Source organism: Prevotella sp. lc2012, from assembly GCF_900107065.1.
Classification (GTDB): domain Bacteria; phylum Bacteroidota; class Bacteroidia; order Bacteroidales; family Bacteroidaceae; genus Prevotella.
The window spans coordinates 90,866-103,654 of the sequence record NZ_FNUF01000003.1; the positions used below are offsets into that span (position 1 = coordinate 90,866).

The following is a 12,789-nucleotide window of genomic DNA, read 5'->3' on the forward strand; positions in this document are numbered from 1 at the left end:
CTTGTCTTTTTTAATTCAAACCTTTGAACAACGATTTCATCTCTCCCTCCTTATACATCACCCAAAGCGTGATGGCCATAAAGGCGATGAAGACGAAAGCGATGGCCGTACGGCCTCTGTGAGGACCTTCCTTACCCAACGGCACTGTAGCACACTCCAGCGTAGCGAAGGCCGGGGTGTCCTGCTGGACCCTTGCCATGGCCGAGAGCAACTGAGCACTCAGCGCATTGTAGTTGTTATAGCGCAACTGCATCTCGTTTTCCAATCTCGTCTGCTTCTGACGTACGCTCTCCAGCACCACCTCCTGGTTGGAGTCCATAAACTCCGCATAAAGACTGCAAGCCCTATCATAGTTCTTCTTCGACTCCTGATGAAGGTGCTTGATATACTCCAGGTCATGGCGTGCCTTCGTCGTACGATAGTCCGTCATAGCAACCTGCAGACGCTTGCGCACGGAGTCAGCTACCGTCGCACAGACCACCGGATCCTGATCGGTCACCTCAATGGTGATCACCAGCGATTTCTTATCGACGTTACAATAGATGTTCCGTCTGATGGCACTATTGATACCGTCCTGCTCTGGTGTCAGGCGGAACGGCGACACATCCTGCTTGCCCGATTTTCCCTTACCCGATCCGAAGATGAGTCCGAAGAAAGCCTTCTTGGCACCTGTCCACCATGCCGACTTCTGGTAGTCACGCAGATACTCATAGTATGTCATCGCCTGCTTATCACTGTCGCGCTGCACCTTGATGTCGAAGAGTGAGGTCGTAAAGTCCGTCGACTTCATGAGATCCGGATAGAGAAGCGGTGTGATCGCATCCGATCCGGCACTGACACCATTGCCGATACTAAGACCGAAAGAACTGGCCAATGATGCCAGTGATCCGGAATTGTTTGAGCTGGCAGACTCAGGAGCCAGTTTCACCCTACACTTGTAGTACTCGGGATAACCCATCATGATGAGATACACCACAACAAGCGTTGTGGGCAGCACCTTGTAGTACAACGTGCGATGTTTCTTGATGGCCCGCCAGATTCCGCGGAAATTAACCGCTGGTCCGGTCGAGGAACCATTCTTTTTCAATTGTTCTTCCATAAATCTATGATTGCTTTTTTTGTTTCAGGATTGGTTCTCCGCCTCATCGAGCAGCAGCAGGAAAGCAGAAGGGAGGAAAGCGATGGCCACGGCAGCGATATGTTCGATCTGCACCACCACGCACTTGTTTTTCTTCACACGCTTGATGGTACCTTCCACGCCCGCGAAATCACCCTCGACCACTTTTACCCGCTGTCCCGGTTTACCTGCGAAGTCAAGATTCTCCATATAGAACACCCTATCGTCTGTCACCGAGGCCACACGCATGAAGTTCTCCATCTGCCTGTCCGGCACCGTCAGAATATCATGGCGCAACACGTTGTTCCGATCGTCGAGCACAGGGTGCATCATATAACGAAGAGGCGTCAGCTCGCGCTTCGTCATCTTCAGTTCTGTGATCATCCTGTTGGTGGAGTGCACGAAGACCAGGTTACGGATGGCCGGTTTCAGCACACGATGACGCGGATGCTTCCCTTCGATGTGCTCATAGTGCATGGGAATGAAGCTCTCGATGCCCAATGCATCCAGCGCCTCTTTCACCAGCACTTCCCGCGAATACGTGACACGCATCGGAAACCAATGCATCTCGTCTCTTCCCAGTTCTTTCGTTACTTCAGCCACAGATAATATAGGGGGTCACCGCCATCCTTATAGCAGTGACAAAGTCTTTTATCGTTTCATCTTTCTCAGTATCCATATTGCACTGACATTCAGCGACATCACAGAACCGATACACACATCCCACAACCCTCACGAGCCATCCTTTTAGGATGAGGAGACATTTCTCAAGGCGCAAAGGTACGAAGAAATCTCGACAATATACAGAAAAAAATTCATAAAAAACAAAAAAAAATTCCCTTATCATATCGGATTCAAAAAAAAAGGGTAATTTTGCCGTCGCAAGCAATTCGACCCCATATATGACCCGCCATCCACATACACGCTTGGGCACGTTCCTGTTACTCTGTGTGCTCTGCCTGCCGGCTCACGCTGCCAAACGAATCTGCGTTCTCGCCGACACCCACGTCATGGCCCCATCGCTGGTCGACAGAAGCGACAACCAGGCATGGCAAGCCGATTTGGCCGGGAACAAGAAAATGCAAGAGCTCAGTGTCCCCATTTTTGACGTTCTGGTCGAGCGAATCAAGAGTGACAAACCAGACGCGCTGCTCATCGTCGGCGACCTCACGAAAGACGGCGAGGTAGAGAGTCATGATTATGTGATAAAAAAGCTGACAGAGATAGAGTCTGCCGGCATCCCCGTCTACGTCATTCCAGGCAACCATGACAGAGGCTGGACGGGTGGTGCCCGTAAATACACCAACAACACCTATACGGACACGAAATACCTGTCGGAGACAAAATTCAGAACCTACTATCAGGACTTCGGCTACGGCGACACGTCCGAATGTCATGCTTCTACCCTCACCTATGCCACGCGCCTCTTCGACGGTCTCACGCTCATCGGTATCGACAGCGAACAGGATGCACGTATCGAACAGGACGCCATCGAATGGAGCTGTCGGAAAGCTCAGGAGGCACACGACAGAGGCGATCAGGTTGTCGTCATGATGCACCACTCTCTGATCCCCCATTTCTACGGACAAGAGACCTTCCACGAGCAGTCGGTGGTCGACGACTGCGACGACATCCGCGACCGTCTGATGGGCGTCGGTGTCATGGTCGTGCTCACAGGCCACTATCACGTGTCCGACATCGCCAGATATACGAATGCCGACGGACAGACGATCTATGACATCTCGACAGGGTCGCCCATCTCCCATCCATGCGACTACAGGACACTGGTCTTCGACGACACCTTCACGAAGCTAAATATCCTGACAAACACCATATCGTCACTCGACGGCTACGACGACTTTGCCGTCTACTCGGAACAGCGACTGAGGAAGGCCATCCAGAAATGGGCCGTCAACTGGCTCAGTCAACGGTCAGAAAACAAGTTGCTGGTCGAACTCATGTCACAGGCCGTCACCAATGTCTTTGTCATCCATGCCAATGGTAACGAACCCGCCAACCCTGCCTCCTCGGAAGCAGTCAGAATCTACGACGATATCGAGTACTTAGCGCCGCTCTTCAGTCTAAGCGTCACCGACATCATGAAAGAGGTCAGTCTCTCGATGAAAAGCATACTTGGCGACTATCAGGATCCTGCCGACATCACCAATGTGGTCGACGACCGCGAACTCACCATCACGCTCCCCCCCGTCCCTACTGCCATCAGCAGTATCCAGAGACAGCCAGAGCCGTCCGACGAAGCGTGGTACACCCTTCAGGGTCTCCGTCTGCCCCACCGTCCCACTCGTCCGGGGACATACATCCACCAAGGCAGATTCGTCATCCTATAATTAAGAAGGATTTTCACGCACGATACCAGTATGGCAGAGACTTATATGACATCGACTCTCACAATTCAAATTAAACAATAACGATTCTATGGACTTTCTGGAACTTGTCAAGAAAAGGTACAGCTGTAGGAACTATCAGCCTACAAGTATTGAAAAAGAGAAACTCGACTACATCATCGCATGTGTCCGTTTCGCCCCGTCGGCAGTGAACAAGCAGCCGTGGGCATTTCGCATCATCAGCAACAAGGAGGAGAAGGAAAAGCTCCGCCAGTGCTACGACCGTGAGTGGTTTGCCACCGCCCCCACCTATATCATGGCCTCGATCCTGCACGATGAGGAATGGGTAAGAGCCGACGGCAAGCATCATGGCAACATCGACATCGCCATTGCCGTTGAGCACCTGTGTCTGGCGGCAGCCGAGCAGGGATTAGGCACCTGTTGGGTGTGCAACTTCGATGTGGAGAGATGCACACAACTGTTCAATATCCCTTCCAACGAAGAGGTGGCCGTGCTCATTCCTATCGGCTATGCCGCCGACGAGGCGAAAGAGAAAAAGCGCAAGGATCTCAAAGACATCCTGCGCTAAGACCTGTGCGGAGCCTTCTCCACGCAATCCTATGCGGAGACGGCCTCCCACACGTCCTCCATCCTGTCAATGACGTAGTCGGCCCCTGCCGCCTCCAGTTCCTGTCGCGAACCATTGCCCCATGTCACGCCACAGGTCCTAGCACCCGCATGGGCACCCATCATGATATCCACAGGCATGTCGCCCACCACCAGTGTCTCGTCGGCCCCGAAATGCGTAGCCGCCAGCGTGTTCAGCACAGGCTCGGGGTGAGGCTTGGCATTCTTCACATCGTCGGCACCGATCAGATACGACACACACGCTGCGATCTGCATCTCTTTTGTCAGCTCCACCAACGAGGCATGCGAGCGCGAGGATGCGATGGTCAGCGTAAATCCTTTCTTCCGCAGAGCCGTCATCGTTTCCCTGACCTGCGGGAAAGCCTCCGGCTTAAACCTCTTCAGGTTCTCGGCAAAGATCCGTCGATAGGTCTCGACATACCGGTCGCGCATCTCTTGGCGCTCATCAGGATAGAGTGCCTCGAAGCAGCCTGCCAGGGGCAGACCTATCGTGGCGACATAGGCCTCCTCGGTACGTTCTGGCAGTCCCAGTTCCTGAATGGTAGCCCGCATGGTCGTCACGATATGACGCCTGGTATTCCCCAGCGTCCCGTCAAAGTCGAAGATAATCAGTCTGATGGCCATCACCTATTCGTACACAGCCATTCGTTACACCTTCAGATACTCATCATCCCTGACCAGCACCTTCTCGATCTTACCCACATACATCGTGTGGTAGTCGCGCTGGGCATAGTTCTTATCGATGGTCTCCTGATAGAGGAATCCACTCTCCTGCAGTTCCGACTGGTAGAGCTTCTTGCATATCAGCACCAGCTTGGCCTGTTCGAAATAGACCGAGTGGTCTGCATACACAGGAGTCAGTCCAGCCTTCTCGATCTTATCCTCATCGCGGCCCGACACACTGCCGAGATAGGCCATCTGCTTCTTGAACGACTTGTCCATCACACAGAGCGTGAAGTAACCTTCACGGTCGACAAACGTCTTCGTATATCGCGACGGACGCAGGAAAATGATCGCCGTAGGGTCGTTGCTTCCCCACAGGCATCCCAGATGGCCCCACGAGGCCGTCATCGTGTTACACCCCGTCTGCTCATTGCCGGCCGTCACCAGCATCCACTCCCCGCCGATCAGGTTGAACGGGTTAAACGTCATGTCTTTGTAGTTGATTTCTTTCATGATAATATGGTTTATGATGTTGATTCCTCATGCCATTTCCTTCTGCAAAGATAAAGCCAAAACCCAGGTCCATACCGAGAAAGAACCGTTTTTTATGTTTATTTCACAAAACCAGAAGGTCAGACGGTCGTGCTCCCTGGCATTGGCCGTGGTATATCAGTCCCACCCCTCGTCATCTGTATTCTCCATATAGCGGCTCATGCCGTTATCCTCCATGTCATCCTCTGATGCAGGGTCAAAGCCGCGCATGTTGTCGTCATCGTCTTCTTCATCATCATCCAAATACGATGACGAAAAATAATAAGATGATACCGTCTGACTTGATGACGTTGATGGACGACTTGTCCGGACAGACTTCGGCTTTTCCATCTTCGTGGTTATCACGCTATCGGGCACATACGTATCGTCATCGATCGTCTCTTCCGTCTTCGATGATACATAATAATGATACGTTTTCCGCGCCAATCGCTCCTTTTCATTATAGTATCTCGAGCCTATGATGAATAGCAAAGCGAAGACCAGGAAAAAGCTCCCCACTATCAAAGGTGTCTTTCTCATCTTGACCCCCTTCTCACAATATTCTATTCCTGAGATGGATGCATGAATACATAAACCACCAATGATGATCGCCAAGAATGGTACGATCGCCCATCCCATTAACGCCACAAAGAAATAGACAATAAGCAATCCAAGTATAACCCTGCCTATACGAGTACCACAAAAGAGTACAATTAAGATATCTATCATACCAAACTCCCTTCTTTTAGCTTGTTTTACGCTGCAAAGATAAGAGATGGGTGTACCAAAAGTCGGCACACCTCTTAAAAAGTTTATACGTCATATCTCATCCACTTTTTACGAATAAAAGAACATTTATCGGGCAATGTATTCGTTTTTTTGTTTTTTTTCTTACCTTTGTACCCGCAATTCAGATAAAAGACTAAATAACTAAAAACCAACAAGAATGAAGAAGATTGTTTTATTCATCATCGGCCTTATGACCCTGATGGCTTGTCAGCAGAAACAGGAACAGAAGAAGGCCGGCTTTATCGTGCAGGTATCGCTGGGCGGATGGCACCGCCCCGACTATACGGCAGAACAGATTATCGGCCGCATCGACACCGTGAGCCAGCTGATCCCCGTGCAGAAGGTCATCATCGGCTGGAGCCAGGACAAAGACATCTACCGTCAGGTCGCTGAGTACCTGCATAACAAGAACATCCGCATGCTCCTATGGCTGCCTGTGTTCGCCGAGACCGAGGAGGTGTGCGACAACACCCCAGCGGTCGACCTGTGGGGACAGGTGCCCTCTAACTACGACCTGGCGGCAGGCGAGGACTTCCGCTTCAACTGTCCGACGGATCCCAAGAACATAGTCAATATCGTGCACCTCTACGACAGTCTGTTCAGCGACTGCGGCTTCGACGGCGTGTTCCTCGACCGCATCCGCACCCAGTCGTTCGTGAGTGGTGTCAACGGTGTGCTCGGCTGCGGTTGTCCGCTCTGCGTGGAGCACTTCGCCGCCGAAGGTGTCGACATCGAGGCCGTGAAGGCGGAATACCAGGCCAAAGGCGATGCCTTCTTCTCCGTCAGTGAGTACTCCCCGTCACAGCCTCTCCACTTCGAGAACCCTGTCGCCGCAGCCTTCTTCAAGGCCAAGGGACACATCGTCAGCACCTCCGTGGCAGCCGTCGCCGACAGTCTCCGCAGTCGCGGTCTGGAGGTGGGCATGGACCTCTATGCACCCTTCATGGCGCCCTTCGTTGGGCAAGACTATACAATCCTGACCCAGCATGCCGACTTCATCAAGCCCATGCTGTACCGCCAGACCTTTGCCCCCGCCGGCATGGGCTTCGAGTACGACCTGCTCCGTAAGAGCGTTCCTGGTGCCACGGGCTATCCCGCTATCCAGATGGACGTGGACTTCCTGCACTCGCAGTTGGACGCCATGGAGCCTTACGCCTGCGGCAAATACCCGGGCATAGAGATCAACTACAAGGAAGTGGTGGCTCCCACCTCACCCGAGTATGTCTCAGAGTCACTGGAGGCCGTTCTGAGCCACCAGTTCGACGGTGCCGTCCTCTCTTGGAACATCATGCGTGCACCACTGAGCCATCTGGAGCCACTGAAGCCACTGAAACAGTAAAAGATAACACATGTTTTTTAACGATAATCCTTAAACAGAAAAGAAAAGATGAGAAAACTATTCATGACAGCGATGATGGTCGCAGCGAGTGTGAGTCTGACGAATGCCCAGACCACCCAGAGACAAGTGGTAGAAGAAGGCGGAACAGGTCCGTTCAAGTCCGAAGTGGTGGGCGATGCCTCCTGCCCCGGTTTCACGGTGTATCGTCCGCAGAACCTGAAAGAGGTGGTGGCCCAGAACGGTGCCCTGCCGGTGATCGTCTATGCCAACGGTGCCTGCTTCAACAACAATGTCGAGATGCGCCTGCTGCTGAGCGAGGTCGCCTCCTACGGCTATGTAGCAGCCGCCATCGGTCCCTACGACGAAGCGGACGTGATGGCACAGTGGCGCGGCGTACTGAAGTCAGCCTATCCCGAGACCAAGGGCGAGGTGATCATGGCCAACGGTGAGAAGATCCTGCCCCTCACCCCCGAGGAGATCAAGGCCCGTCAGGAGCAGCAGGCTAAGCAGCGCGAGCAAGCCCTGAAGGCCATGAAGAAAGGCAAGAAAGGCAAGCAGCAGCCCACCGCCCCCGTCTTCAGCACCTACCCGAAGATGCTGCTCGAGGTGCTCGACTGGCTGACAGCGCAGAACGCTGCCAAGGGCTCCGAGTACTACCACTGCCTCGACCTGCAACAGGTGGCAGCCATGGGTCAGTCGTGCGGTGGCGCACAGGTGCTGGGCGTGGCCTACGATCCCCGTATCAAGACCTGCGTGATGCTTAACTCAGGCATCGGCGACATGGAGATGATGGGCTCGACGAAGGAGATGCTCAACAACCTTCACCAGCCGATGTTCTATATGATTGGCGGTCCTGGCGACATCGCCTATGCCAATGCCCAGAAGGACTACGAGCGGATAGCCGACAACATCCCCGTGGTGATGCTGAACTCGAAAGACGGCCACAGCGGCACCTATTACGAGAAATACGGCGGCAACTACGCCAAGGCCGTCGTGAAATGGCTCGACTGGCAGCTGAAGGGTCAGGTGGGACAATCGGCCCTCTTCCTCGACGACGAATACCTGAAGCTGAGATTCCCCGAGTGGCAGGGCGTCCGCAAGAACTTCTAAGATGATATGATCATGGATAGCTGGATGAGACGAGGATACAAGATCCTGGGTGGACTCCTCTGCCTCGCTATGACTTCATGCTCGGTGATACGAGGTTATAGGACTGACGGCAAGGGAGGACCGACTATTTTCAGTTTCGAGCACCATGCCCATGACACGATTGACAATAGGGGACAGGCATTCCTGTTCCCCATTGCCAACGATAAGGCCGGGTGGATAGACACCTTGCATTTCTATACACAACAGCCGCGTTACAAGAACATCACACTTCCTGAGGCGCTGAACACCAAAAGCAAGACACAGGGTGTCATGATCATCCAGAACGACAGTATCATCTACGAGAAATACTGGGGAAATTTCTCCCCCGACCGCCTGGCAACCGTCTTCTCTGTATCCAAATCGATCACATCGCTGTTGTGCGGCATCGCTGTCGACGATGGCTATATCCACAGCATCGACGATGCCGTTACCCGCTATCTGCCCGAGCTGAAGAAGAAAGACCCGATGTGGCAGCAACTCACGATCCGCCATCTGCTGAACATGCAGAGCGGACTGGATTTCGACGACACCTATTCGCTGACCCTGAAAGACCTGAAACGACTTCACGCCATGGCGAAGTTGAATTACGGACATCACACCATGAGACAGATCCGGGGCCTCCGGTTCCGCTGCAAGCCCGGCACAGAGTATCGCTACGAGAGTATGACGTCGCAGATCCTAGGCGTGGTCATCGAGCGTGCCTCGGGCCAACGCTTCGCCGACTATCTCAGTGAGAAGGTATGGAAGCCCCTGCAGATGGAGTCGCCGGCATTGATTAACATCGACAGCCGTCAACACGATGTGCCCCATTCTTTCGGGGGTATCACGACGACCATGAAGGATCTTGCCAAGATCGGGCGCCTCTATCTGCATCGCGGACAGTGGAACGGCAAGCGCATCGTCAGCGAGGAATGGATACGCCAGACGGCAGACTATAACACCGCTAACGACGGCTATCATTTCAACTGGTATAACCTCAGCAGCGTTGGTTCTGCCAAGGCCCCCTATCCCGGCTATTACGCTCTGGGCATAGGCGCACAGGTGCTCTATGTCAACCCCTACAAGAATCTGATCATGGTACGAATAGGCACGACTAATAACGGCCCCCTGTTCGTGCCCGAGCTGTTCGAACAGCTGAGCAACTGCGGCCGATTCTATGAGGTAGATAATCATCGAAAAGACAACCCATCCCGTCAGCTTTGATGGGATGGGTTTTTGTGGTTTGTCTGATTCTTTGTACCTTTGCAACCGGATAGCAATGGGGTGTCGATACTCTCGAAGCTGATTAATTGACGTATAGAGGGGTGCCAGTAGGCACAGCAGCTGTGCCTACTGGCACCCCAATGTCCACCCTTTTTTCGTACCTTTGCCCCGGACCAATACTGATAGCCAATGGAACTATCATACTTCAAGCATTTCCGGGACACATGCCCCTCCATGACAGACATGGAGGCGGTGGTACGGATGATCAGGGACGACCACTGGCGATTTCATTCCCGTGGTTATCTCGTTGTCCAGCGCCAGGCCGACGAGATCAAGGCTCGTCTGCGTATGTTAGCTAACGAAAATACCACCGACGATGAACCCGACCCCTTCTGAAGTGTGACGGATGACGGATGACAGATGGTTTCTGCAAAACCCTCACGCGTGTACGCAGGAACTCTCAGCGCCGCAAAAGTTCCTGCGTACACGCGAGAAAACTCTAAAAACATCTGTCATATCCGTCATATCTGTCATAAAGCAGTAAAAAAACTACCAATGGGCACAAAAAAGCGTTGCGGGTGCTGAGCCTGTCGAAGCACAAAAGCCCCGTCCCTTCGACAAGCCCTTCGACAAGCTCAGGGACCGCTCAGGGACCGCTCAGGGACCGTGGGGAGGGGAAGAAAGAAGAGAGGAGTTCCCCTCTCTTCTTATCAAACAAGAACTAAAAAACTTTCATTCATACGATGTCAACCTGTCTGGAGACCTTGACTTTCTCTTCAACAACCTTCAGAAGCTCGGCGGAACAATATCCTTTCCGCCGAGCTTGGCAGAGATATCCTCCTGCTTCACGCCGTCGGGCAGGATCAGGCTCTGCTCGACATCTCATGTTCTTTCCTTAAATATGACCACGCCGTTAACTATTCTTCTTATAGCTCTGCACAGCCCAACAGCCCATGAGCGTACCGATGACCGCAAGGGCGAAGACCTGGTGGGCTGTCTCGGGCAGGCCGCCACCACGGATGAAGACGGTGCGGATGGCATCGATGAAGTAGTGCATGGGGTTGATATAGGTGGTAAGATAGGCCCACTGGGGCATAGAGCGTGTGGGGGTGAAAAGTCCCGAGAGCAGCATGATGTTTACCACGAAGAACCACATGACGAACATGGCTTGCTGCATGGTGTCGGAGTAGTTGGACACGATGAGTCCGAACGACGAGAAGAACAGCGCCAGCAGCAGGGCAAGCACGTAGATGAGCCACAGAGGACCGACGGGCGTGATGCCATAGACGAGCCACGCCAACAGCAAGCACACGGTGATGACGAACAGGGCGATGAGCCAGTAAGGAATGAGTTTGGCGAGGATGAACGACCACTTGGAGACGGGTGTGACGTTCATCTGTTCGATGGTGCCTGCCTCCTTCTCGCCAACGATGTTGAGTGTAGGCAGGAAGCCCGTCATCAGCATCATCACAATGGCAAAAAGCGCGGGAATCATGAAGAGCTTGTAGTTCTGACCTTTGTTGTACAGATTGAGAACAGAGAACAGGGAATGGGGCATCTGCTGATGCGAGGCGACGATCTGACTCAGATAGGCTGACCCTATGGCCCCCTTGGTGCCGTTGACGGCATTGGCTGCGATAAGATACTTGCCATCACGAATCTCCAGAATGACATCAGCCCTTCCCTTCTCGACGTCCTTCATCGCTTCGGCATACGTAGCCTTCTGTCCACCAAACATAAAGTAGTTGGAGGCAGCGATCTGCTGTACCAACCGCTGCGACTCTACCGTGTGGTCTATGTCAACCACATCCACCACGATATTCTTCACTTCCATCTGCATCACCCACGGCATGACGCACATGATGACGATGGGGAACATGATGATGAGTTTGGGAAGAAACGCATGGCGGCGTATCTGCAGGAACTCTTTCTGTATGAGATATTTCAGTGTCATCATTCTACTCTAATCGTACGTTAAACTTCTTCAGTGCGACAGCCAGCAACACCACCGTCATAGCTGCCAGCACAGCCACCTCACGAGTTACTTCGCCGATGCCCACGCCCATAATCATCAGCTTACGCATAGCCGCGATATAGTAGCGTGGTGGAACCACCGCAGCCAGCCACTGCAGCACTTGCGGCATCGACTCTACAGGAAAGAGCATGCCCGACAGCATCACCACTGGCATGAGCAGTACCATGGCCGAGAGCAGCAGGGCCACGAGCTGTGTCTGTGCCACGCTGGAGATGAGCAGTCCCAGCGAGAGCGCCAGCAGGATATATAAGGTGCTCACGGCCAGAATCCAGAATAGCGAACCGGCCAAGGGCACTCCCAGCACGAAACGGGCCATCAAGAGGATGGTGATGAGGATGCCGAAGGCTAACATCAGATAGGGCACCGCCTTGGCGATGATCACCATCAGAGGCTTGACGGGTGACACCAGCAACACCTCCATCGTACCTTTCTCTTTCTCGCGAACGATGGATATCGAGGTCATCATGGCACAGATGAGCATCAGCAGCATACCCATAATGGCAGGCACGAAGTTATAGGCGGAACGCATCTGGGGATTGTATAACAGTTGAGAGTGGATCGTGGATCGTGAAGCGTTGGCGATTGTCTGTTGGGCATAGGTGGTCCATTGCTGCGCCATATTGGGGTCGCTGCCATCAACCATCATCTGTATGCCACGACCCGGCGCAAACACCAGGGCCATATCGGCCTTCTGACTGCGGATGAGCTGTTCGGCCTCCTGGGGGGTGTTCACCGTCTGTGTGATCATGAAGTATTCCGATTGCGCCAGTCGTTCTACGGTCTGCTGCGTACGGGGCGACAGCTCAGAGGTGACCACCACCGTGCGCACATTCTTCACATCGGTGGTGATGGCAAAGCCGAAGAGCAGCATCATCACCACTGGCATGCCGAAGAGTATCAGCATCGTACGCTTATCGCGCAGAATATGCTTGGTTTCCTTGATTACAAATGCTATAAACTGTTTCATACC

At 53.2% G+C, this 12,789-nt stretch carries 14 protein-coding genes; 6 read left to right on the top strand and 8 right to left on the bottom strand.

Going from position 1 to position 12,789, the window contains the following annotated elements; genetic code table 11:
• Positions 1 to 10: 10 nt before the first annotated feature.
• Both BLU99_RS07005 and BLU99_RS07010 read right to left on the bottom strand, forming a co-directional pair.
• The gene (locus BLU99_RS07005; RefSeq protein WP_091900548.1) at positions 11 to 1,099 is read right to left on the bottom strand and encodes a hypothetical protein; all 1,089 of its coding nucleotides are present in this window, start codon (positions 1,097 to 1,099) and stop codon (positions 11 to 13) included.
• Between the two features lie 24 nt (positions 1,100 to 1,123).
• Positions 1,124 to 1,720, bottom strand: a complete 597-nt coding sequence (locus tag BLU99_RS07010; protein WP_144006109.1) for a UpxY family transcription antiterminator — start codon at positions 1,718 to 1,720, stop codon at positions 1,124 to 1,126.
• Between the two features lie 299 nt (positions 1,721 to 2,019).
• Between BLU99_RS07010 and BLU99_RS07020 the strand changes: the two genes are divergently transcribed.
• Both BLU99_RS07020 and BLU99_RS07025 read left to right on the top strand, forming a co-directional pair.
• Positions 2,020 to 3,465 carry a metallophosphoesterase family protein gene (locus BLU99_RS07020; RefSeq protein WP_091900554.1) on the top strand — a complete coding sequence of 482 codons (1,446 nt, stop codon included), beginning with the start codon at positions 2,020 to 2,022 and terminating at the stop codon, positions 3,463 to 3,465.
• Positions 3,466 to 3,553: 88 nt separating this feature from the next.
• A complete protein-coding gene (locus tag BLU99_RS07025; RefSeq protein WP_091900556.1) occupies positions 3,554 to 4,051 on the top strand; it encodes a nitroreductase family protein in 498 nt (165 codons plus the stop codon).
• A gap of 29 nt (positions 4,052 to 4,080) precedes the next feature.
• Here BLU99_RS07025 and BLU99_RS07030 read toward each other — a convergent pair whose 3' ends face one another.
• The 3 genes from BLU99_RS07030 to BLU99_RS07040 form a co-directional block, all read right to left on the bottom strand.
• Positions 4,081 to 4,734: an HAD family hydrolase gene (locus tag BLU99_RS07030; protein ID WP_091900558.1), complete on the bottom strand. Its 654-nt coding sequence runs from the start codon at positions 4,732 to 4,734 to the stop codon at positions 4,081 to 4,083.
• 24 nt (positions 4,735 to 4,758) lie between these two features.
• Positions 4,759 to 5,286: a flavin reductase family protein gene (locus BLU99_RS07035; protein WP_091900560.1), complete on the bottom strand. Its 528-nt coding sequence runs from the start codon at positions 5,284 to 5,286 to the stop codon at positions 4,759 to 4,761.
• Between the two features lie 156 nt (positions 5,287 to 5,442).
• On the bottom strand, positions 5,443 to 5,844 hold the full coding sequence (locus BLU99_RS07040; RefSeq protein WP_144006110.1) for a hypothetical protein: 402 nt from the start codon (positions 5,842 to 5,844) through the stop codon (positions 5,443 to 5,445).
• 406 nt (positions 5,845 to 6,250) lie between these two features.
• On the opposite strand from BLU99_RS07040, the gene BLU99_RS07045 reads away from it, so the two are divergent.
• The 4 genes from BLU99_RS07045 (at position 6,251) to BLU99_RS07060 (ending at position 10,180) form a co-directional block, all read left to right on the top strand.
• A complete protein-coding gene (locus BLU99_RS07045) occupies positions 6,251 to 7,432 on the top strand; it encodes a hypothetical protein (protein ID WP_091900564.1) in 1,182 nt (393 codons plus the stop codon).
• A gap of 48 nt (positions 7,433 to 7,480) precedes the next feature.
• Positions 7,481 to 8,542, top strand: coding sequence for an alpha/beta hydrolase (locus BLU99_RS07050; RefSeq protein ID WP_091900566.1), 1,062 nt, complete (start codon positions 7,481 to 7,483; stop codon positions 8,540 to 8,542).
• Between the two features lie 6 nt (positions 8,543 to 8,548).
• Positions 8,549 to 9,784 carry a serine hydrolase domain-containing protein gene (locus BLU99_RS07055; RefSeq protein WP_091900568.1) on the top strand — a complete coding sequence of 412 codons (1,236 nt, stop codon included), beginning with the start codon at positions 8,549 to 8,551 and terminating at the stop codon, positions 9,782 to 9,784.
• A gap of 189 nt (positions 9,785 to 9,973) precedes the next feature.
• Positions 9,974 to 10,180 (top strand): hypothetical protein, encoded by a 207-nt coding sequence (locus BLU99_RS07060; RefSeq protein ID WP_091900570.1) that lies wholly within the window; start codon positions 9,974 to 9,976, stop codon positions 10,178 to 10,180.
• Positions 10,181 to 10,520: 340 nt separating this feature from the next.
• On the opposite strand, the gene BLU99_RS12260 is transcribed toward BLU99_RS07060, so the two are convergent.
• From BLU99_RS12260 to BLU99_RS07070, 3 genes are read right to left on the bottom strand one after another with little or no spacing between them, the layout of a single operon-like run.
• Positions 10,521 to 10,670: a hypothetical protein gene (locus tag BLU99_RS12260; protein WP_176771074.1), complete on the bottom strand. Its 150-nt coding sequence runs from the start codon at positions 10,668 to 10,670 to the stop codon at positions 10,521 to 10,523.
• Positions 10,671 to 10,697: 27 nt separating this feature from the next.
• Complete coding sequence (locus tag BLU99_RS07065) at positions 10,698 to 11,738, bottom strand: ABC transporter permease (protein ID WP_091901111.1); 1,041 nt, start codon at positions 11,736 to 11,738, stop codon at positions 10,698 to 10,700.
• Positions 11,739 to 11,742: 4 nt separating this feature from the next.
• Positions 11,743 to 12,786 (bottom strand): ABC transporter permease, encoded by a 1,044-nt coding sequence (locus BLU99_RS07070; RefSeq protein WP_091900573.1) that lies wholly within the window; start codon positions 12,784 to 12,786, stop codon positions 11,743 to 11,745.
• Positions 12,787 to 12,789 lie beyond the last annotated feature (3 nt).

What these genes read in the sequence shown, in the direction of transcription:
- BLU99_RS07070 (WP_091900573.1), bottom strand. Translation starts at nt 12,786, where the DNA reads ATGAAACAGTTTATAGCATTTGTAATCAAGGAAACCAAGCATATTCTG.
- BLU99_RS07055 (WP_091900568.1), top strand. Translation starts at nt 8,549, where the DNA reads ATGATCATGGATAGCTGGATGAGACGAGGATACAAGATCCTGGGTGGA.
- BLU99_RS07065 (WP_091901111.1), bottom strand. Translation starts at nt 11,738, where the DNA reads ATGACACTGAAATATCTCATACAGAAAGAGTTCCTGCAGATACGCCGC.
- BLU99_RS07050 (WP_091900566.1), top strand. Translation starts at nt 7,481, where the DNA reads ATGAGAAAACTATTCATGACAGCGATGATGGTCGCAGCGAGTGTGAGT.
- BLU99_RS07020 (WP_091900554.1), top strand. Translation starts at nt 2,020, where the DNA reads ATGACCCGCCATCCACATACACGCTTGGGCACGTTCCTGTTACTCTGT.
- BLU99_RS07025 (WP_091900556.1), top strand. Translation starts at nt 3,554, where the DNA reads ATGGACTTTCTGGAACTTGTCAAGAAAAGGTACAGCTGTAGGAACTAT.
- BLU99_RS07005 (WP_091900548.1), bottom strand. Translation starts at nt 1,099, where the DNA reads ATGGAAGAACAATTGAAAAAGAATGGTTCCTCGACCGGACCAGCGGTT.
- BLU99_RS07060 (WP_091900570.1), top strand. Translation starts at nt 9,974, where the DNA reads ATGGAACTATCATACTTCAAGCATTTCCGGGACACATGCCCCTCCATG.
- BLU99_RS07040 (WP_144006110.1), bottom strand. Translation starts at nt 5,844, where the DNA reads ATGAGAAAGACACCTTTGATAGTGGGGAGCTTTTTCCTGGTCTTCGCT.
- BLU99_RS07030 (WP_091900558.1), bottom strand. Translation starts at nt 4,734, where the DNA reads ATGGCCATCAGACTGATTATCTTCGACTTTGACGGGACGCTGGGGAAT.
- BLU99_RS07035 (WP_091900560.1), bottom strand. Translation starts at nt 5,286, where the DNA reads ATGAAAGAAATCAACTACAAAGACATGACGTTTAACCCGTTCAACCTG.
- BLU99_RS07045 (WP_091900564.1), top strand. Translation starts at nt 6,251, where the DNA reads ATGAAGAAGATTGTTTTATTCATCATCGGCCTTATGACCCTGATGGCT.
- BLU99_RS12260 (WP_176771074.1), bottom strand. Translation starts at nt 10,670, where the DNA reads ATGAGATGTCGAGCAGAGCCTGATCCTGCCCGACGGCGTGAAGCAGGA.